20 protein-coding genes and 1 other annotated feature are annotated in these 21854 nt (G+C 44.3%); of the genes, 4 read left to right on the top strand and 16 right to left on the bottom strand.

The genetic code is table 11. The features are described 5' to 3' along the window. Nucleotides 1-3: 3 nt before the first annotated feature. From hisD to hisZ, 3 genes are read right to left on the bottom strand one after another with little or no spacing between them, the layout of a single operon-like run. Nucleotides 4-1290 carry a histidinol dehydrogenase gene (gene hisD, locus DY78_RS01105; protein WP_024626056.1) on the bottom strand — a complete coding sequence of 429 codons (1287 nt, stop codon included), beginning with the start codon at nt 1288-1290 and terminating at the stop codon, nt 4-6. Next, a complete protein-coding gene (gene hisG / locus DY78_RS01100; protein WP_024626057.1) occupies nt 1287-1937 on the bottom strand; it encodes an ATP phosphoribosyltransferase in 651 nt (216 codons plus the stop codon). Before hisG ends, hisD begins: the two co-directional genes overlap by 4 nt. Then, a complete protein-coding gene (gene hisZ / locus DY78_RS01095) occupies nt 1927-3081 on the bottom strand; it encodes an ATP phosphoribosyltransferase regulatory subunit (protein WP_024626058.1) in 1155 nt (384 codons plus the stop codon). Before hisZ ends, hisG begins: the two co-directional genes overlap by 11 nt. A gap of 66 nt (nt 3082-3147) precedes the next feature. After that, nucleotides 3148-3383, bottom strand: a binding site (T-box leader). 123 nt (nt 3384-3506) lie between these two features. Between hisZ and DY78_RS01090 the strand changes: the two genes are divergently transcribed. Then, nucleotides 3507-4427 carry an IS30 family transposase gene (locus DY78_RS01090; protein WP_024626060.1) on the top strand — a complete coding sequence of 307 codons (921 nt, stop codon included), beginning with the start codon at nt 3507-3509 and terminating at the stop codon, nt 4425-4427. Between the two features lie 50 nt (nt 4428-4477). On the opposite strand, the gene hisJ is transcribed toward DY78_RS01090, so the two are convergent. The 4 genes from hisJ to DY78_RS01070 form a co-directional block, all read right to left on the bottom strand. After that, complete coding sequence (hisJ, locus tag DY78_RS01085) at nt 4478-5314, bottom strand: histidinol-phosphatase HisJ (protein ID WP_024626061.1); 837 nt, start codon at nt 5312-5314, stop codon at nt 4478-4480. Between the two features lie 475 nt (nt 5315-5789). Beyond that, complete coding sequence (locus DY78_RS01080; RefSeq protein ID WP_024626062.1) at nt 5790-6680, bottom strand: polysaccharide deacetylase family protein; 891 nt, start codon at nt 6678-6680, stop codon at nt 5790-5792. Further along, nucleotides 6677-6961: a hypothetical protein gene (locus tag DY78_RS01075; RefSeq protein WP_024626063.1), complete on the bottom strand. Its 285-nt coding sequence runs from the start codon at nt 6959-6961 to the stop codon at nt 6677-6679. Before DY78_RS01075 ends, DY78_RS01080 begins: the two co-directional genes overlap by 4 nt. Continuing rightward, nucleotides 6961-8163, bottom strand: a complete 1203-nt coding sequence (locus DY78_RS01070) for a glycosyltransferase family 2 protein (RefSeq protein ID WP_338043873.1) — start codon at nt 8161-8163, stop codon at nt 6961-6963. Before DY78_RS01070 ends, DY78_RS01075 begins: the two co-directional genes overlap by 1 nt. A 264-nt stretch (nt 8164-8427) precedes the next feature. Between DY78_RS01070 and DY78_RS01065 the strand changes: the two genes are divergently transcribed. From DY78_RS01065 to DY78_RS01055, 3 genes are all read left to right on the top strand, one after another. After that, entirely contained in the window at nt 8428-9591 is a 1164-nt protein-coding gene (locus DY78_RS01065) for a VanZ family protein (protein ID WP_024626065.1), read from the top strand. A 70-nt stretch (nt 9592-9661) separates the two neighbouring features. Further along, the gene (locus tag DY78_RS01060) at nt 9662-10570 is read left to right on the top strand and encodes a magnesium transporter CorA family protein (protein WP_024626066.1); all 909 of its coding nucleotides are present in this window, start codon (nt 9662-9664) and stop codon (nt 10568-10570) included. Nucleotides 10571-10585: 15 nt separating this feature from the next. Then, on the top strand, nt 10586-10933 hold the full coding sequence (locus tag DY78_RS01055; RefSeq protein WP_024626067.1) for an iron chaperone: 348 nt from the start codon (nt 10586-10588) through the stop codon (nt 10931-10933). Between the two features lie 86 nt (nt 10934-11019). Here DY78_RS01055 and DY78_RS01050 read toward each other — a convergent pair whose 3' ends face one another. The 9 genes from DY78_RS01050 to DY78_RS01010 form a co-directional block, all read right to left on the bottom strand. Next, nucleotides 11020-11208: a hypothetical protein gene (locus DY78_RS01050; protein ID WP_024626068.1), complete on the bottom strand. Its 189-nt coding sequence runs from the start codon at nt 11206-11208 to the stop codon at nt 11020-11022. A 91-nt stretch (nt 11209-11299) separates the two neighbouring features. Beyond that, nucleotides 11300-12316, bottom strand: coding sequence for a LacI family DNA-binding transcriptional regulator (locus DY78_RS01045; protein ID WP_024626069.1), 1017 nt, complete (start codon nt 12314-12316; stop codon nt 11300-11302). A gap of 193 nt (nt 12317-12509) precedes the next feature. Continuing rightward, nucleotides 12510-13940 (bottom strand): glucuronate isomerase, encoded by a 1431-nt coding sequence (uxaC, locus tag DY78_RS01040; RefSeq protein ID WP_024626070.1) that lies wholly within the window; start codon nt 13938-13940, stop codon nt 12510-12512. Between the two features lie 24 nt (nt 13941-13964). Next, nucleotides 13965-15530 (bottom strand): tagaturonate epimerase family protein, encoded by a 1566-nt coding sequence (locus tag DY78_RS01035; RefSeq protein ID WP_024626071.1) that lies wholly within the window; start codon nt 15528-15530, stop codon nt 13965-13967. Nucleotides 15531-15562: 32 nt separating this feature from the next. Beyond that, nucleotides 15563-17014, bottom strand: coding sequence for a glycoside-pentoside-hexuronide (GPH):cation symporter (locus tag DY78_RS01030; protein ID WP_029779147.1), 1452 nt, complete (start codon nt 17012-17014; stop codon nt 15563-15565). Nucleotides 17015-17122: 108 nt separating this feature from the next. After that, nucleotides 17123-18349, bottom strand: a complete 1227-nt coding sequence (locus DY78_RS01025; protein WP_024626073.1) for a condensation domain-containing protein — start codon at nt 18347-18349, stop codon at nt 17123-17125. Nucleotides 18350-18377: 28 nt separating this feature from the next. Beyond that, nucleotides 18378-19277: a phosphogluconate dehydrogenase (NAD(+)-dependent, decarboxylating) gene (gene gnd / locus DY78_RS01020; protein WP_024626074.1), complete on the bottom strand. Its 900-nt coding sequence runs from the start codon at nt 19275-19277 to the stop codon at nt 18378-18380. A 33-nt stretch (nt 19278-19310) separates the two neighbouring features. Next, nucleotides 19311-20837: a gluconokinase gene (gene gntK / locus DY78_RS01015; protein ID WP_029779148.1), complete on the bottom strand. Its 1527-nt coding sequence runs from the start codon at nt 20835-20837 to the stop codon at nt 19311-19313. Between the two features lie 19 nt (nt 20838-20856). Beyond that, nucleotides 20857-21846: a D-isomer specific 2-hydroxyacid dehydrogenase family protein gene (locus DY78_RS01010; RefSeq protein ID WP_024626075.1), complete on the bottom strand. Its 990-nt coding sequence runs from the start codon at nt 21844-21846 to the stop codon at nt 20857-20859. Nucleotides 21847-21854: the final 8 nt, after the last annotated feature.

Genomic DNA, 21854 nt, shown 5'->3' with positions numbered 1-21854 from the left:
CTCCTAGTCGTAATAAGTATCAAAGCGGGCTTCAATGGCGCGGGCGTGACCTTCTAAACCTTCAACGCGCGCTAACGTGGTAATAGCTTTAGCTTCCTTAGCTAAGGCCGGCGCAGTGTACTGGATAAAGGAAGTCCGTTTGACAAAGTCATACACGCCCAACGGTGATGAGAAACGCGCTGTCCCACTAGTTGGCAAGATGTGATTAGGACCGGCCACATAGTCACCGAGTGGTTCCGAAGCGTAGCGCCCTAAAAAGACGGAGCCAGCATTTTTAATGAGATTCAAGTATTGCGTTGGATTTTCCAATTGGATTTCCAAATGTTCGGGCGCAACCGTGTTCATCAACTCAAACATATCGGTCACCTGATCAACTACCGCAATAAAACCTTTATTGTTCACCGAAGCAGTTGCGATTTCGGTTCGTGGCAACACCTTTAACTGGGAATCGACGTTATCACTCACCGCTTGCGCCAAGCGCGAACTATCCGTAATCAAAATGGGGCGCGCTAACTTATCGTGTTCCGCTTGGCTCAATAAGTCCGCCGCGAGTTCGCGGGGATTGGCACTATCATCGGCGATAATCCCAATCTCAGACGGTCCCGCCACCATGTCGATGGCGACTTGCCCAAAGACTTGCTTTTTGGCAGTAGCGACAAAGACATTGCCGGGACCAATGATTTTATCCACTTGGGGAATCGACGCGGTCCCATAAGCTAACGCGGCAATGGCTTGCGCACCGCCGACTTGATAAATCGCATCGACGCCGGCAATTTTAGCGGCGGCTAAGACGGCCGGATTAATACCATCCTTTTGTGGCGGTGTTACCATAATGACTTCGTTTACGCCGGCGATTTTGGCTGGCAAAGCACTCATCAAAATAGTGGAAGGATACGCCGCGGTACCCCCAGGAACGTATAAGCCGACCCGGTTAAGTGGCAATAACTTTTGCCCCCGCAAGACGCCCGGTTGTTCGGCATCAATGAAGCCAGTCGCCTTTTCTTTTTCGTGGAAACTCGTAATGTTGCGCTTAGCAAGTAATAACGCCGCTTTGACATCCGCATCTAAATTGTCATACGCCGCGTCAATCGTGGCTTGGTCCAACTTGAATTGGTCAATAGTGACTTGATCAAATTGTTTTTCGTAATCTTGTAACGCTTGGTCGCCGTTTTTGATGACGTTAGCAATAATCACTTGCACGGCCGTAACGACCTTTTCATCAGTTAATTGTTGGGTCTTCGTTTGGATGAGTTGTTTTAAAGTAGCTAAATCTTCATTAATAATTTTCATTTTGCGGACTCCTTTGGGGCGACAACGGCTGCGAGCCGGTCGACCAAGTCATAAATGGCGGTTTGTTGTTGTTTTAAGGCTAAGCGGTTAACGACGAGGCGCGTCGAAACCGGTTGTAAGTAATCATAAATTTGTAAATTATTTTCACGTAAGGTCGTGCCGGTTTCGGTAATATCAACAATCGCATCAGCTAAACCGGTCAGTGGCGCTAATTCGACGGAACCTTCGATTTTAATAATTTCAACATCTTGGCCGAGGCGGTCAAAGTACCGTTTCGTAATCAACGGATACTTGGTGCCAATAATTTTACGTTGCGGGGCTTGGGGGTCAAAGTCCGGCGTCGAAGCCAAGACGAATTGACATTCACCGACCCCTAAGTCGAGTAATTCGTATTGGGTACTTTGGTGTTCCACCAAGATGTCACTGCCAACAATCCCGACATCCGCGGCGCCCCGTTCCAAAAACGTGGTAACGTCCGGGCCTTTCGCTAAAATAAATTCATACGGTTGCGTCGTTGAATCAAAAATCAACCGGCGCTGCTTGTTGCGGACGAGCTCGCAATCAATGCCCGCGGCTTCGAGTAACGGTAAAACTTGTTGTTCCACCCTCCCTTTGGTTAGGGCAATTTTCAAACGGTTATTTTTCATCATCAGCACCTTCTGTCAAATCAATTAAGGTCGCACCCAGTTGGTCCGCTTCAACGCGCGCCGCGGCTAAATCCGGCGCTAAGCTCAACATCGCTTGCGGTTGGCGCGCCAGATACGCCTCGGCTTGCGACCACTGCAGCGGGTCAAAATAAATCAGTGTTTGCGGTTGGGTGGTCGTTGTGGTGCCAGCTAATTCAGTTAGTAAATCCACATCTAAGCCCATCCCAACTGCGGGTTCTGGTTTAGCTTGGAAGTTAGCCAGCAGCTGGTCGTAACGCCCGCCGCTAAATAAGTAACCGGCGCCCGCTTGGGAATATCCCCGAAACGTTAGCCCCGTGTAATAACTCTGTGGCGCTTCACTGCTCAAATCCACCGAAACGGCTTGTTGCGGCATCGTCTGTTGCATCCACGCCACAACGGCCTTTAACCGGTCGATGCCGGTTTGCACGCTGGCCGGTAACGGTGCAGTCGCCAACTGAGCAAAAATCGTGGCTGGCGTGCCAAACAAACGCGGCCATCGTTGCAAAAAGTCGTATAGCGGCTCGTCTTGATACGCGGCAATCAGTGCTTGATATTGGGGAATCTGCTTATTGAACAAGGCTTGCTTAATGGCAGCTTGTTGCGTCGCATCTGCCGTCAAACTGGCAACAACTTGTTGGGCAAACTGGGCATCACCTAATTCAATCTCCACCGCGTCGTCGATTAATTCGGCACTCAAGCGATTCGCAAGCGTCAAACATTCTAATTCCGCTTTGATTGACGAGTAGCCAATCAATTCAACACCCGCCTGAGTAATTTGGTTGTACGCCCCGGATAACCGGCGGCCGACTCGGAAAATATCGCCCACATAACTGAACTTCTGGGGTAACGGGACTTTCGTGGCACTCAAGAACCGCGCCACCGGCAACGTCATGTCGGGCCGTAAGACTAACGTTTGCCCGTCTTGATCGAATAATTGATATAACTGATAATTGCCGATTTCATAAGGGGCAAAGACGGCTTGATTTTCGAGTAACGGCGTCGCAATTGACGCGAACCCGCGTTGCTTAAAATGGGCTTGAATCACCGAAATTAGTTGTTGCTTAATCGCCGCACGACTACCAAATTCGTCGCGGGTTCCTTGAGGTAATAAATTACTTAACACTTGCCAACGCCTCCTCGTTTTTTGTACTGATCAAAATATAAAAAAACGCCCTTTCAGCAAGACTGCTAAAAGGACGTTTGGACGTGATTCCACCTTATTTCATCGCCAGCTCACACTGACGACCTCATGTTGACTTAAAGTCAACTTGGATAACGAAACCATTCGGCCACGGCTAAAGACACCAAGGTTCACCGCGGCAGTTCATAGATGTGGGTTCGTTAGCAATATCTGCCCGGTTCGCAGCTACCCGGACTCTCTGGATGAGGAATTTGCTAATTACTTTTTCTAATCACTACTTTTATTAAAATTTGATTAGTTGTTTAATTTGGCAAATTCTATAATTAATCCGAACAGAAATTAAAAAGCCCAAAGCAATCACTTACAATGGTAGTAGTTAATTCCAACCAATATAAGGAGTGATTACTTTGGGTACTTCTACTTTATCACGTTTTCAACGTGGCGCACTAGCACAAATGGTCAATGATGGGAATAAAACTTACCAAGCAATGGCTGACGCCTTGGGCGTTGCCAAAGCTACCATTAGCTATGAATTGGATCGGGTCAAGCCCTATGATCCAGAACTAGCACAACAAGACGCAGATCACAAAAGACGGAATTGCGGTCGGCATTCACTGCTAACGACAGCATTAAAGACTTTAATTACCAACCACTTACGATTAACCTGGTCACCAGAAGCTATTGCGGCCGCTTTTAACCTGAACACTGCGTCAATTTATAATTGGCTTAATCATGGCTGGCTACCCTTTAAATTGACTGATCTCCCCAATCGGAATGTCCGCCAGCACCGATTTAATGAACATCGCGGGAAATTTACAAGCGGGACTTCGATAGAACAACGGCCAACCACTGTCAATCAACGGTTAGCTTTTGGTCATTGGGAAGTCGACACGGTGCTTTCTAGTCGAGGCGAATCACGATCATGTTTGGTTACTTTCATAGAACGCAAGACACGACTTCTATGGGCCATCAAAGCTCCTAATCGTACAGCTAAATCCTTAAACACCGCCTTTGGCAAATTCATGAGGGCCTTCGGTTCTCAGGTGAAGTCCATTACCGTTGATCATGGTAAAGAGTTTGCTAACTATCAGGCTTTAGAACAGGATTATCAGATCAAAGTCTATTTTTGCCATCCATATTCACCGTGGGAACGAGGTTCCAATGAATATTTCAATCGCCGGTTACGTTGGTTCTTCCCGAAAAAAACTAATTTTAGCCAAGTCACGACTGATGAAATCTTAGCAGCACTTGAATTAATTAATCAACGACCATTAAAAATACATCATCAACAGACTGCCATTGAAAGATTCCGGGCTTGTTCGGATTAAACTTGTAATTTGCCATTTAGAATTCATTTTAGTAACTAAATTCTCATTTGTCAACCGTTAATTAAGCGGTCCGCTAAATGAATCCCGTGACCGACACTCAAAATATCATGCGCATCTGAGCCATAAATCAGCGGAATATCACGTTTTCTCGCCATCTTGGTAATTTGCGGACCGGGATAAAAATCGTTACAAAAAGATTTATACAAACCGGCCACATTAAAATCAATCTCGCGATGTTGCGCGGCAATTTCATCCAAAATTTCACCCACGAGCGTGATATTTTGACGATCAAGGGGCGCCGTTAAATCAAATAAATCTTGGAACTTTCGAATCAAGCTCATATGCCCAATCCGCAGTGGTGTTGCCGGCCCTAAATCAGCTTGCACGGAGGCTAAGACCGTTTGATAATATTGCGCAAACAAAGCTTGCGGGTCAGCCAACCAAGCGCCAAAACCGGTTTGAAAATCAGCCGTCGTATCGTCCAGGCACCAATATTTATGTTGCGCCCCCCGCATAAAGTGCACGGATAAAATGCTCTCTTGAATTTGTGAGCTGTACTCATTTAAGAAGTCGCGCGTCCAAGCCACGTGGTCAGCCAAAAAGTCGACTTCAAAGCCAATCGTGATTAAAATTTGTGACTGATACTTTTGTTGCAACTTTTGCGCCAAGGCCAAATATTGCGGCACTTCATTCAAGGTCAATGAAGCTTCCGTATAGCCGGTTTCAACGCCCGCGTATTGCGCCCGAAAATCCGGTGGCAACGGGGCGTGCTCCGTAATACAATATTTTTTTATGCCGAGTTGAATCGCGCGTTGAATCATCTTCTCCGTAGCTTCCCCACTACCATGCGGGCATAATTCCGTATGGGTGTGACCGTCAATTAACATTTACTCAGCCCCTTTTAATAATTTGCCATTATTGAACCATACTTTGCGACTTACCGCAAATATCGGTTAATAAATCGCCAGCCTTGTATGAAAGCCGTTAGCATCACGATGAGGTACCCTAATTCCATTTCATTCACACCCCGACAACTCGTCGGACCTGGTAGCCAATTGACTAGTTAGCTGCAACCACCATTACTACTATTCTGCCAAATAAATTATCAAAAAAAAATAAGGTTTCACTACGAAAATCGCAGTGAAACCTTATTTATCTCAATCATCAATTTAGCTGCCGACTGCCCGTAATGAAGGCCGCTATGCGGGTGGCGTTAACGGCCGTTTGTTGGCCATTTACACCACGGACATCTTTTGAGACTCGATTTTCAGGCTCAAAAGTGAGGTTCAAGACGTTTCCCAGGCTTGGACCGGTCCCCGTAGCAGCTGGAATTACGGGCAGTTGGCAGCGGCAATTACCAAATTATTTAGACAACCATTTTTGGATGCTAGGCCAACTGTTGCTGTTGATAATCATCCGTGGTAAAGCATTCATATTGGTCTGATTGGTCACGACCCCGACCTTTAATAACATGATGCCTTGATTGAGATGCTGTCGCGTCAAGAATTGGTTGATACGTTTGGGACCCGCGCCATATGGATAAGCGAAGACTTGCCCGTAATGCCCTGTTTCTTGTTTCATCTTGGCTTGGCTCTTTTTAAAGTCTTTTACAAAGTTATGGTATTGGTTCGGTTGATCAAAAATTGGTTGGAACTTTTTGGTCAAATAATGCATGTCGTTAGTGTGCAAACCGAGGGTCATTAATGATCCCGCCGACTTTTTAGCCGACTTGATTTGTGACCAAGTCGCTAACTGCGTGCCTTCCCGGTAGCGCCCCGTATTACCCGTAATCACAAACGTCGTAAATGGGAACTTATATTTTTTCATAATCGGTAGCGCATTATCAATCGTTGTGCGGTCAATATCGTCAAAGGTCAGCACGGCATATTTACCTTTAATTGGTTGGCCACTAGCCTTCATTTTGGCCAGTTGGGCCGTGGAAATCACACGAATGTGCTGCCGCTTCAAAAAGGCCATTTGTTTGGCAAATTGATCGAGCGGTACATCAAAATCATGTAACTGCGAGTTGCTCGACAACAGCCGCGCCGTATCGACGCCGAGGGTGTTTCTTAAGACCCGGTGATAACAAAAGATAATGACCCCGTTTTTAGCTTTGGCGGCATCCGGCGTCAAGGCGTAATTTTCATTACTCCCCTTGTCAAACTGGAAATCTTTTTTTACCGTGAATCCCATACCAATCACAATCAGAATGGCGACCACCCAAATTAACAGTTTACGTGTCCGTCGATTCATGATTGCCGCCCCCGTAACTGACGTAGCCGCCACGCGCTATAGACCCAAATAACTAAGGCAATGACGACGATGCCGCCAATTACTAGGCCGTACAAATTATAATTTAAATTCAGTAACAAATAAAAACTAACGAGCGTATCACTATAAATATGCATAATAAAACTAATATTCGTGATGATGACAAAAAAGACGAATAACCACAATAGCGTCAGCAAGGTATTGCGTCCCAGTGAGCGCCATAACCCCGTTTTTTTACGAATCACTAATTCATGTTTCGACATTACTTCAACCCCCGGTCCGGACTCGTCCACGTCCCCACGTGGTCAGGATCTAATACAAATGAAATTATGGCGGCGATACAACTGATTAAATTAATCATCCAGTAATACAAAATGTAAACTGGAATCAGTAACAAGTCGCGCCATTGCAAATAAGCCGCCTGGCGTGACGCTTGAAACCCAATCGCGAATTGGGTAAAGCTGATGACTAATAAGATGAGCAAAATGTCGCCGTCCAGCTGTACCGAACGCACAAAAATTAAGTTAAGCACCCATGAGATTAAACTCAAGGCCGTGCATAACGCCCAAATATTACTAATAACCGTTTCGAGCAATAAGACCCGTTTGCCCCAAGTTCCATGTAATAACACATCCCAATTACCCGCCAACACTTCCAAGCCACCACGTGACCAGCGTTGCCGTTGGTGAATCAAATTACGAATACTTTCAGGTACTAAGATCCAACAAATTGCCCGCGGTTCATAGCGGACTAACCAGCCGTGGCGATACATCCGCCAGGTAATATCAATGTCTTCGGTCATGACCGCCGGATTCCAGCCACCGACCGAGTCCAGCGCTGAACGGCGAAACCCAACTAAAACACCGGAAACCGTTGTAATCCGGCCGGTTAAGAATGCTTGGGCTTTCTTGATAATATCGATAACCCCGATATATTCCAAAAGTTGTAGCCGGCCTAAAATCGTCGTCCGATTTCGCACGACCGGTTTGCCAGCGACGGCCCCAATACGCGGATTGGTATTTAAGGTCGTCACGATTTCATTTAAGGATTGATAATCCAAAATAGAGTCCGAATCGATTCCCATAATATATTCGCCAGCTGCGACTTTGAGACCTTGATTCAAGGCATTCGCTTTACCATGATTGACGGGAATTGCCACGATTTTAACCGTCAATTGCGAATATTTCTGTTGTAACGTGTGCATCATGGCCAGCGTGTTATCGTCCGACTTATCATCAATTAAAATAACTTCAAAGTTATGATAATGTAAGGCGGCAATCGAAGCCATCGCCCCTTGCAAGGTGGCTTCTTCATTGTGTGCCGGGACTAATATCGAGACTAATGGTGAATCAGCACTGGTCAAAGGTCCCCGCTTCAACCCCCGCTGATAGGCATTAAAGTACAAGCAACCAATAATCCAGATTGCCGCGACTAAAATAGGATACCCAATCACGAAGTCATTCATTATATTTATCAACCACATAAATTAGAAATACTCCTTAAATTCGATTACAATTATTAAGCAAATTATTTTAACATGTGCTAGTAAACCAATTAAAAAATCTAACATAAATCGTCAAAATATATTCATAATCGTCGAAATATTATAGTGTAAGCGGTTTTAATTTATACTGAATTATTGATATTCGCTAAAAAAAGATATCATAACCATCTTTCGGGCACACCTTTCACTTACAATAGAACTAATATCTACAAAGGGGGTCGTTATATGCATGAATTCATTACCAAACTCTATAATTTGGCGTTGTCCAGTCATATCGTCAGTACACTGCTGGAGCCCGTCCATATCATCATCTTGGCACTGCCGTTTGTCACCTTACTCGTGGCGATGATTATTTTAGCCGTTCAGCTGCGCACTAAAGACGCGTTGACCGAACGCAACTTAATTAGTACGTATTCGTTCATCTGGTATATCGCCGCGGCCTACCTACTCATTATTTTGCCGTTGCCTACCCGCAGTTCGGTGGCCAAGCTCACTACGGCCGAATATAATTTACAGCCCTTTTATTTTATCGAACAATTAAAACTACTGACGCCGTTTAAGGTTAGTGAACCGAGCACCTGGCTGGCGGCCTTTAAATCGTCAACCTTCTTCCAGCCATTTTTTAACGTTCTATTATTCATGCCGATTGGCGCCTACTTAAAATGGCGGCATCACTGGCCACTCTGGCTGATCACGCTAACCAGCTTTACGCTTTCGCTATTCTTTGAAACGACGCAACTGACCGGCCTATACGGTTACTATTCACGCGCTTATCGAATGTTCGATGTCGATGATTTGATGATGAATACGTTAGGGGGCATCGTCGGCGCATGGGCATTGATTTTCATTCCGAAAAAGTGGCGCAATACGGACCATTCAACCGTACTACAACATGCTGATCATCCGATTAATTGGCGCCGCGTCTTCGCGTTAGCCATCGATTGGATTGTGATTGCCGCCTTTGACGTCATCTACTTCGTCCTCGTTAAGCACTTCAATTGGCCATTAACGCATAATTACGTCTGGTTGTACGTCACCGACATCGTGCTATTTTTCTGGTTACCGGCCATTTGTTTACACGGCAAAACGCTGGGTGGCATTTTAATGAATAGTCAAATGGTGTCCACGGATGGGCGCCCGGCCAACCCGCTGCAGATCACGATTCACTATGCCGGGCTCTATCTCGTCAGTTTACCGCTCCTCTTTTTAGACTTGTGGTTATTCAACCGCCTCGGCAATATGCCCAGTGCTTCATTAAATCGCTTAGATGTTTACTTAGTCATCGTCTCGTTGATTTTACTCATCATCAGTTACGATTTATTATTAGCTTTCTTCAGTCGCCAACACCAGTTGTGGTGCGAGCGCCTGAGCCGAACGCTCGTTAAATAATTCAACCTTTACGTTCACTAGTGAAGCGTGTTACATTTGTCTTAAATCAAATTTCTGGAAGTTTAAAACAATGATAAAAGTACAAGCCTTAAGCGACGATTTTCGGTGGGTCGCGGTTAACAACTATACTGATAGTGATTATAGTCAACTCGTTAATGAAGAAGGCGTGACCGATGAAATGCTCGGTTATGCAACTGACCGTCATGAACGTGGGCGGCTGGAATATGATTCCAAAAGCTCAATCACGACGATTATTTTTGATGTGGTCACTAGTAACTCGGAAGAAGGCACTTACACCGCCCAAGTCAGTTTTATGCTCGTCGATCACACCCTGCTCACCTTTACAACGGATAACACTGCGTTTGTCGAAGATATGTTTGCGGACGTCGTCGATGCCGACTGGGAAAAAGTGGGCCATCCTTTCGATTATATTTTTGATGTGTTATACAAATTATCACGCCAATATTTTTCCGCTATTAATAAGATCAATAAAGAGCGCCAAAATATTCAGTTAAAAATGCGTAAAAAAATCGAACGCTCGGTCATCATTCAATTGATGGAGTTAGAAACCACGTTAGTTTACTTTTTGACTTCGCTCAAAAGTAATAACGACTTGTTGCAATCACTAAAACGGTTCGCCCCTATCAAATTTTCCACCTCACAAAAAGAACGCCTCGACGATATTATTGTCGAAGCGCAACAAGGGTTGGAAATGGCCAACATCGCTTCCGACATTATTGGGCGGGTTTCTAACGCCTATTCCAATATTTTGGATAACAGTTTGAATAATACGATGTGGCTGTTGACCGTTTTTTCAATTGTCTTAACGGTTCCCAACATTGTCTTTGGCTTCTTTGGCCAAAATGTTGATTTACCGTTTATGAAAAATCCATTTGGTTGGGAAATTACGATTGCCATCACGTTTGTCCTGTGTGTCCTAATCATCTGGTTACTACGTCGTAACTCGTTTCGTAAATGAAAGGAAGTCTAACTAATGCCTAGTCGTATCCCTGTAACTGACACTGCGGACTACATCAGTAAAGCCGCGCCAGCTGCTCAACCGATCTTGAGCACCTTAGCACAATTAATCACCACTGAATTACCAACGGCCACCCCAAAAATTAAGTGGAACTTGCCATTTTATGATTTAGATAAAAAATACGTTAGCATCGCGGCCTATAAAGCCCACGTTAGCTTGAGCATTTCGGCAGACTTGACGCCGGACGTCTTGGCTCAAGCTAAGGAAGCTGGTCTCACAACTGGTCAAAAACGCGTTAATATTCCGTTAGACCAAGCGGTTCCAACCGATGTCGTTAAAGCAGTCCTTGCTTTGATTAAATAGCTTTTTTAAACTAAAAACGAAAAGTCGCGCTAACTGCCCTACAATCAGGGTAGTTAGCGCGACTATTTTAATAGACTAATTGAATATTAACGTTGCGCAGTGACCGTGGTCAAAGCTTGCGCGAAATGGCTATTACTTGAAGTAGCGACACTGCCACCAGCAATCAAGCTCGCAGCAACAATCACAACCGTTAAACCGGCTGCTAAATAATTAACGACATTTTTCGGCTTGGGCACAGTCCGATTAACCTGCGCTGTAACAGTTTTGCTTACCATAAAAACCCTCCTATTGCTTCTTTCCATGGTCCATACTAGCACCTTATGAAAGAATGTCAATGATTTTCATCGATATAAGCGTTTTCTGTAATTAATTTTCATTTAGTGGTATTTTTTTCACAGAATCACGAATCATTAGCTTCGGTGCCAAGGTTTGATTTTCACTTGGTTGGGCTTCTCCATCCATCATATCGACTAGTGCGGTTACCCCCGCCTGGACAATGGCTGAAGTCGGCTTGCTGACTGTCGTTAACCGTGGTTCCAAATACTTGGCGTACTCCACATCATCATAACCAATAATCGAAATATCGGCTGGAACGTGCAATCCAAAGTCTAAGCACGCTCGGACAGCGCCAATCGCCATGTCATCATTTGAGATAAAGACACAAGTTGGGATACTGGGTAACATCAAAATTTGTTTCATCGCTTCATAACCACTATTTAACAAGTAGTTTCCCGCTTTTATCCAGTCTGGATTCAAGGTTAATTGATGTTCTTTCAAGATGCTTTCAAACGTACGTTGCCGCGCATCACTCGACACAAAAGACGCTTCCCCCTTGATCATCCCAAATTGACGATGGCCCATACGTAACGCGTAGCTCATCGCCATTTCAACGCCAAGATGGTCATCAGTTGTAACATTATAAATATCGCGCCGTTCAATCGGCCGATTCAAGACCACGACTGGCAAGTTTTTCGCGACAACTTGGTCGATAAAGTCATCATCGTGATAAGACTGACTAACAATAATGACGCCATCAAATCGCTCTTCCATTCCTGCCACTCCGCCTTGATAGTGACTAATACTATCAATAGCAAATGAATAGTCGTCTGGTAAGATTCGCTTGACTTGATTGATAACCTCAATCAAGAAACTCGGTGAGGTCCCGACATTTAAATCCGAGAAAAAGATGCCAATCAAATAAGTTCGCCGACTAACTAACCCCCGTGCCGCTACATTAGGCACATATCCTTGTTCCATCGCAATATCAAGAATCTTTTTACGCGTTTTTTCAGTGACGTGCTCACTATTATTTAGGGCGCGAGAAACGGTCGTGTGCGAGACATTGGCCATCTTCGCAATCGTTTTAATCGTTGCACGTTTCATCCCATTACTTCCTTCCACATCCGTTTAAAAGTTATTAATACTCTTATTATAGCCTGAACCTTAATAAATACGAAAGGACCGGCCTCATTTTCCAATAAAAAAACTAGGCCACTTGATAGCTGCTGTTTACCATCAAGTGACCTAGCACAATATATAAGGAGTGTAATTTTAGTGGTCGTTCGTAACCGACTAGCTAGTGCTTCGTATCTTCAAAGAAGCCAAAATACTGATAAGCGTTATTATAAGCAATATCTTGGATAACGGGACCTAATACTTGCGGATCATCTGGAACCCGCCCTTGTTCAGCCAATTCACCATAGAAGTTACATAAGACGCGCCGGAAATATTCGTGCCGTGGATATGATAAGAAGCTCCGCGAATCGGTTAACATGCCGACAAAGTTTGGTAAGAGACTTTCTTCAGCAAAGATTCGTAATTGCTCATGCATCCCTTCAGCAGTATCGTTGAACCACCAGCCTGCACCGAGTTGTAGGCGTTGTTGGCCCCCTTCTTGAAAGGCCCCCATCATGGTTGCCAACTGCATCCAGTCATTCGGGTTCAAAGAATAGAAGATGGTCTTAGGAATATTATTCGTATCACGCATCTTGGTATACAACTGTTGCAACTGACTGACAATATCTGGCTGAGTCCCAACGGCATCATATCCAGTATCGGCTCCCAGTTGATCATACATTGGATGATTCAAATCACGAATAGAATTAATATGAAATTGCATCGTCCAATCAAATTGTTTGTTGAGTTGCATCAAGTTTTCCAACAACATCGTTAAATATTGATCATGTTCCGTGGCAGATAATGGTTCCGCCCGAACTGCTTTCGCAACGATAGCGTCCAATTGTGCCGCGTCAGCTTCAATAAAGTGATAGGTTAACAATGAATGATCGGATAACCGACCGCCCATGCTAGCAAAGAATTCGAAGCGTTGTTTTAAAGCTGTGATAATATCCGCAAACGAGTTAATTTCAACATTAGCTTGTTGCCCTAATTCTTGCAAATACGCGGCAAAGCCCGGCTTTTCAATCTGAATTAAGCTATCTGGCCGCATCGCTGGTAAGGTTTTGAATCCGTCAACCGCAGCCGTCTTTTGCAATAATTGATGGTAATGCAAGTCAGAGGTCGGATCATCAGTCGTGCAAACCGCTTTAACGTTGGAATTTTTGATTAAGTTCCGTGGCTTGAAAGCTTCAGTCTGTAACAAGGCATTGGTCTGCTTCCAAATTGCCGGCGCACTTTGGCGATTAAACGCTTCATCAATATGGAAAAAGCGCCGTAATTCTAAATGGGTCCATTCATATAATGGATTTCCTAATGATTTTTCAATCGTTCCGGCCCACGCCAAAAACTTTTCGTATTCATCACCATCACCAGTGATCAATTCTTCGGGAACCCCATTGGCACGCATTAAGCGCCACTTATAATGGTCCCCATAATGCCCTTCATTCAGCCAAATACGCGTGATATTTGGATAATTCTTATTCTCATAAATTTCTTGTGGATTTAAATGGCAATGAAAATCAATGATTGGCATGCCTTCCGCATAGTCATGAAATAATGTTTTGGCGGTCGCATTTCCTAACAAGAAATCATCATTTAATAGCGTCATTACGACTTCCCCCTACTCACAAAATTAAGCGTTGATTTGTGGTTCGTACTTTGCTTGTACTTCGGCCTTAGTCTTGGCCAGCCCTTGTAACAAGTCCAGATGTTCAGCAATATGAATATTGAGGTATTTATCGTATTCGGCTTGATTGTCATGCAAAATCTTGAAAATCTTGTCGCGATAAACATATTCATAACTCTTTTGCGCATTTAAAATTGACCCATACATGGTATGCAAAATCTGACGCGTATCATCATTTTCGAGCAAGGTCATGACGTTACTTTCATTGATTTCAGCTGGTTTTGGTGCCGTACCATTACTTTGCGCATTGAAGACATAGAAGGAAGCAACATCATCCAAGTTATCATATGAGAATTTATAAAGATCTAACATTAATTTTGGATCTTCATGGGCAACTACCCGTAAGGCTTCCAACCAGTTCGTCCCGGCAGTCTTAACGTGCCAGCCATGTTCCTTGGACAAACGCCCAATAATTTCATAAACTGATAGCTTATCTGACCCAGAGTGAATACTCAATTTGTAACCAAAGTGTTCGGCAATGGCTTCATGAACCACGTATTCCCGTTCAAAGCGTTTAACATCACCGATATAATCAATGGCTTTTTGGAATTCGCCATAGAATTTTGGTGCTAACGTTTCGGGTGTAATATCACGCGCTGCCAATTCGTTACCGAAGAAGTAATGGTTGGCTGGTGTCGTTGGCACAATCGTTTCATCCATTGAAATTTCAAAATCTAAGTTAAATGGCACCACAAACTTGTGATAGATAAACGTCGCATATTCAACCGCATCAAAGAAGATTAACACGGATTGTTCAACGTCTTTTTTGTCAAAATGAACCGTTGTTTGACCCAAATCGAAAGTCTTATTCAAATACTTATCGTTAAAGTAAGTCGTGTATTTAGCATCTAATGCATTATACTTGGCATCCAATTCATCATCAGATAAATCTGCAATTTCGTTGTGAATCTTTTCTGTACAATCTAACGTAATCATGGAGCAACCGGTCTTAACGGCATAGTCAACTTCGTGAGGATTCTTAACGTGATCACCATCAGCACCCCAGCCATCAGTGTAGCCTTCTTCAAAGACTGACCAGCCAGCATCTAATAAAACATCAGTGAAGGTCCGGTTCGTCAATAACAATTCACGAATTGATTGTTGTGACAACACTGGCATGATGCCACGGCCTTTGAATAAACGCAGATGAGCATTCGAAGCTAACCCTAAGCGGTCACCTAAGCCAAATGTGTATTTGTAGCCGTGCCGTGAAGTTGGTTTGACCCAAGCAAAACGTTTTGTTAACGCGTGCCAGTTATTTTCAGATAAGTCGCCAACGAGTAACTTTTGGTTGCCATCAGTCATTGATTCATTACTTTCAAAATCGTTAACAGTCCGGGCGTCTTCAAAAACAACTAATTGTTTTTGCCCATCGGTGTGCAAGATGAAATAAACATTTTGACGATCAACTTGAATGGAAGGTGCGTATACTTGCGCATCACTTAAATGATCATATTGTCCATCAGCGGCTAAGATTTCTTTGACATCTGCTAAAACTGTTTGTAAATCCATGTTAAAACCCTCCAAAAAATATTATTGATTAATTATTTATCTAATTTTTGTTCGCCTAGTTTACCGTGTTCCCATTTGCCGTGATCCAAGTCATCAACGATTTCAGCAAACCGTTGATCATCCAACTTGAAGAACACGCCTAAAGCAACGGCGGCTAACAAAAGACAAACCCCTGGGTATAAAGTCATCGCGGCTTTAATCCCGTTTAAAGCTTCGGGCGTTTGTTTAGCATTGGCAACATAACCGGTCAATGCTAATACACCGGCACTTACTAAAGCGGCTAAGGATTGCGCAATCTTCCGTGAAAAATTAAAGGCTGCGTATGTAATGGCTTCTTTGCGCTTACCAGAACGCCATTCACCGTAATCAATCGCATTGGAAACCATGGCCCAAGTAATCCCATTTGGAATGGCTAAAGCCGTGTAACCAATCGTAACTAATACAATAAATGTCACGACATTCGATGGTAAGAAATAGTTCGCTAAGTTCGCAATCGCGCCAATAATGAAGCTCCAAAAGGCGGTCCGCTTTTGACCAAAACGCTTGGTTAATGCTGGAATCATAAAGACCCCAACAATCGAGCAACCCATCATAATCCCATTGATAATCGGTTGTAGGCCGATATTACCTAAATTATATTGAGCATAAAAAACCATCATCTGATTATTTGTATTCATGGCAGAAATTGTAAACAAGGTCATCAAGATAACGGCCCCCAGCGGACCATTTTTGAAAATGACGTGGAAATAGTCTTTGAAGCCTTCTTTTTCTTGACTTCCGTTATTCCGTTGTACTTTAACGTTTTCACGCGTTCCTAAATAACAAACCCCAAACATTAAGACGCCGATAATGGCAAAGATGGCGGCCGCAATGAAATAACCATGTTCTTGGCTACCACCGGCCATCATCCCCATTAATGGAATAAAAGCGACCCCGGCAATAAACTGTGCGCCAACTGAACCAACTTGACGAGTCATCGCCATAAAACTACGATCTTGAGAATTACGCGACATTACCGAGGCTAATGACCCATATGGATCATTAGTAAAGGAATAGACGACACCCCAAATCATGTACGCCGCATAGGCATAAATAATCTTTTGACTAGTTGATAACCCGGACGGCATCGTAAATGTCACCACGGTCATAATCCCTAGTAAGATTGCAGACACCATCATGACCGGTCGAAACTTGCCACGTTTACTAATATTTTTACGGTTATCCACAAATGACCCAGCAATCGGATCCATAAAGGCATCGAAAATCTTCGTAAAGGCAAACACACCCGCGACCGCGCCGGCGCCAATCCCACACGCATCAATCCAAAACTTAGTTAAATAGGCTTGTCCTAGGTCAAACATAAATCCATTGCCAAAGTCACCAAACCCGTACGCAATGCGTTCTCGTACTGGAATCCGTTTCGACGAATCATTCACTAAATCGTGATGTTCGGTCGCCGATTTTTTTGGTGCTTGGTGTTTCATGGTTACTTCACTCATCGGTAATACCTCCTAATGGCATCAATGTTAAAAATTACTGTCGGAAGCGCTTTCTTTTTCGAGCGAATGCATTTCCAGTTCTGTTAACATTCATTACTCACAAAACTGACGCATCAAGTCAGCGACCGAAGCGGTAATTGCCATCCCAAAATGATACTCATCTGGCGTGCCAATCATATTAAATGCGATGGTCAACTGTGATTTGAAGGTGCTCGCAGCAATTTGAAACATCGGTGCCGTCCGAAAACTACCTGTTAAAACGACCCGTTGAAGCGGACAGTGGTTGAACTGAATTTTATCTTCAGCCACAATGCCAAAATTAGTATAAGCAATTGGTCGTACATGGTAATTTTTCTCTACTAACTGCTGTAAATCGGTTAAATCTGTATGTTGTTGAACTTGGGTTAATAAGGCTGCAATCGAATCAAAAAACTGATAATGGGCTTTGGCTTCAGCCATCGCATTATGCATCAAATGAACAGTCTGATTAATCGAGTCCGTCACTGGTGAATTAATGGCAACATTGTAACGCGCCGTATGATTCGCAATGCGGACCACGCCTGTTGCTGGCGGCGCATACCGCCGAAGATCAGTTGGGCAAGCTAAGGCAATTGTCTTAACCGGACGAAAACGCTGAATTGCGCGCCCAAAGCAAGCCATAATAATATCATTCAATGTGACCCCACTCTGGTGAGCAGCTTGTAATAAGCGTTGGGTCACCGCCACTGATAAAGTTTGCTGCCCGACATAGCGTTGACGACTAGCTGTTTTTGCAGTCGCTAGTGCCGGTAAACTGAGCGGTTGACTAGGATGATCACGATTGTCAGTTGTCGTGGTATCGGGTTTGCCAACCCGGGCTTTCAAATCATACAGCCACCCCACATCTTGTCGATTCGCTATCATTAGTGGCTGTCCGTTATATGCTTGGGCAATTAATTGCAATAGTGCTTTAGCACCAGCACCATCCGTCAGAATATGACTGAGATAGATAATCAATTGACTGGTCGGCCCCGTTTGCAAGTAACAGCGAAGCTGTGGTCCTTTTTCCCAATCAAGCCCGGCAGCATCGGCATCCGGATTAGCAACATCAGTATAAATTAGCTCGGCGGCCGTTGCGGTCGTACTTTGCCAGCGATTGTGTGGCAAATCATATCGACATAATAATTGTGGGATAATTTTCGTCACTTGTGTCAATGCCCGAACTAATTGCAAAACATCTAATGGACCTTCAAAATCAAGCTGGCAGCGAATCACCGGATATAATTCCTTGAAACCGATAGTGTGCAAAATATTCAAAGGTTCACTGGTATACGTTGCCATATCATCGCCTTCTTTCAATTATTTTTGACTAGCATTTGTCCATGGCGTGCCCACCAAAACCATTGCGCAGGGCCGCTACAACCTTGCCATCAAACGTATCTGCTTGAAGTGACCGGTAACGAGCCATCACTGCTTCGGCGATAACTGGCGTCGCAATCCCATGATCCATCGCATCTTGCACAGTCCATTGACCTTCACCATTCGAATGCATCCGGCCTTTGATGTTATCCAAGTTGGCATCTTGATCAAAAGCATCTTCGGCCAATTCCATTAACCAGCTACGAACGACTGAACCATGATTCCAAACTTTAGCAACCGCGGCGTTATCGTAATCAAAATCTGATGCTTGTAATACTTCAAAGCCTTCACCGATGGCTTCCATCATCCCGTATTCAATACCGTTGTGAACCATCTTCAAATAGTGCCCCGAACCTGCTTTGCCGGTATATAAGTACCCGTCTTTTTGAGCGATACCTTCAAATAATGGCCGAATCGTTTCGAATACTTCAGCATCATCACCGCCAATCATAAAGTTACCGCCTTCCAAAGCACCACGCCAACCACCAGATGAACCACAGTCAAAGAAATGGACACCTTGTTCGGTTAATAAGCGATTATGGCGTAACGAATCTTTCCAAAAAGTATTGCCACCATCAATCACGATATCGTCCACTGCTAAGGCCTGGCTCAATTCAACAATCGTGGTATCCGTTGGCCGACCGGCTGGAACCATGACCCAAATGACGCGGGGTTGTGGCAATTGATTAACCAGATCTGCTAACGTCGTGGCTTTTTTGGCGCCATAAGTTGCTGCTTCGGCTACTAAGTCTTGATTCAAGTCAAAACCCACCACTTCGTTATCATTACGCAGCATATTTTGGGCTAAATGAATGCCCATTTTACCTAAACCAATCAATCCAATTTTCATGACACTCGACTCCTATTTCCTGTTTTTCAAATTTTACTGATGTTCGCGTTGGTAATCGGCGATGTTTTTGTATTCGCTTTCAAGTTTGCCCGTCAAACGCATGTATATCGGTACTAAAGCCCGATAGTTATCAAACGTCGTCGTGTCGGGTTGATAAACCTTGGTTTCACCAATGAACTTCTTAACCACACTCAAATCAGAAGCTAAACCTAAACTAATCTGAGCAATGGTCATCGCACCTAAACAACCGACTTCAAAGGCTTCAGGTATTGCCACTGGTTCTTCGAAAATATCAGCTAACAGCTGCCGCCAAAGTGGTGAGCGGGCAAATCCACCGGCCGCCATAATCTTCTTAGGCATCCCAATTGATTCTTGTAGCGCTAATTGGACGGTATACAAGTTATACACAATGCCTTCTAATGCAGCTCGGACCATGTGAGCTTTCGTGTGTTTGCGCGTCAAACCAACATATGAGGCCCGCGCGTTACCATCCCAGATAGGCGCCCGTTCGCCACCCAAGAATGGATGGAATAATAAGCCATCGGACCCAGCTGGTACTGATGCTGCCATTTGGGTTAGTAAATCATACTCATCGATGCCTAATTCTGTGGCGACCGCTTTTTCGGGCGCACATAAGTTATCACGAACCCAGCGGAACACAATGCCACCATTGTTTACTGGTCCACCAATAATCCATTTACCTGCCATGACCGGATAACAATAAATCCGACCTTTCGGGTCAATTCTCGGTTCGTCCACGAACGTCCGGACCGCTCCAGAAGTTCCAATGGTAACGGCCACCTCGCCATCATCAATCGCTCCTAGACCGATTTCAGACAAAGCCCCATCGGTCGCTCCGATAATGAATGGCGTCGTTGGTTCGAGACCAGTTAAGGTTGCCAAGGCCGGCTTTAACCCTTTCAGCTGATACGTGGTGTCGACTAATTCTGGTAATTGATCACGGGTAATGCCAGTCAGCTTGAGGGATTCTTCATCCCAATCCATCGTATGAATATTAAACAAGCCGGTGGCTGACGCCATTGAATAATCTTCTTTAAGTTCACCAAAGTACCGATATAACAAGTACTCTTTCAAACCGACCCAATAACGAGTTTGTTGATAAATATCTGGGTGGGCTTGGCGCAACCATAACAACTTATATACCGGACCCATTGGATGAGTTGGTAACCCAGTTCGCTTATACAGTGCCAGCCCGCGGCCATCGGCATCCATTTGAGCGGCAACTTTTTCGGCCCGATTATCGCCCCAAGTAATCACCTTAGTCGTTGGTTTAAAATCAGCATCCAAACCTAATAAACTATGTTGTTGTGTGGACCAAGCAACGCCTAAAATTCGGCCATTGGTTGCTTTTTTACTAACACCGGCTAACGCGTCGATTGTCGCTTTAAAAATCACATCCGGATCTTCTTCAGCGGTATCGGGGGTTGTTTGAATCAAAGGATATAATTTATTCTCATAACCAAAGATCTTACCGTCGGTGTTGTAGAGTACTGCTTTTGTACTCGTCGTCCCCACATCGATTCCAATAATATAATCCATCGCTTTGCTCCTATACTCGTTAAATCGTATGTGTTAATTCCCGTACTAATGGGGCATCATTAATGATGTTTTGAACATCACTCAAACATTTTTCGCCCATCCCACGGAGACATTCATAGGTATATGCTGACGTATGTGGTGTCAATAAAATCCGATCATTATTTAAGAATGGGTGACTTGCCCGAACCGGTTCAACTTCGACGGCATCAGCCGCATACCCTGCTAACGTCCCGGCATCAATCGCAGCCAACAAAGCATCTTCGTCAACCAACGCGCCCCGACCGTTATTGCAAATATAAGCACCAGGCTTGAGCAACGCGAACTTAGCAGCATCAATCATGTGATAACTGTTGTCATCTAATGATGCATTCAACGAAATATAATCACACTTGGCCAATAACGTATCCAAATCAACACGTTCGACGTTATTATTTTTGAACCATTCTGGTGACGACTTCGGGTTGGGGTCAGCCACATATACTGGACCGCCAAAGACACTGAACAATTCAGCCACCCGACTCCCAATGTTCCCACAGCCAACAACTCCAAAGGCTTTGCCACTAAATTCATTACCCATGAATTGGGCCCGATCTTCATAATGATCGTTCCGTTCGCTATTTGCCGCTGGGACCACTTGGCGAACCAAAGCTAACAAATTAACAAATTCATTTTCAGCAACGGCATTACGTTCAACTAATTGTGGTACGATGGTCACTTTTGTCCCGTGCGCTTTAGCAGCATTCAGATCAACATTATTGAAGCCGATTCCATGACGGGAAAGTAGTAACAATTCATCTTTGTTGGCAAAGAACTCAGCGTTAAACATGGGCGTAACCGATGCAATAATGACGTTATAGCCGTGTAACGTTTCAGCCAAAGTCTTGCCGTCAATATCGGTTGGAACCATAAACCGCTTAACTTCGCCTAATCTTTCCAATGCGGTCCAATGTTCCTTGAACACTTGACCAAAGCTACTTGAATTTACAACTGCAATTTTATATTCAGACATGTCTCAAA

The sequence above is a fragment of the Lactiplantibacillus fabifermentans DSM 21115 genome, from assembly GCF_000498955.2.
Classification (GTDB): domain Bacteria; phylum Bacillota; class Bacilli; order Lactobacillales; family Lactobacillaceae; genus Lactiplantibacillus; species Lactiplantibacillus fabifermentans.
Note: the sequence above shows the minus strand (reverse complement) of the source record. Positions and strands in the feature narration are given on the sequence as shown.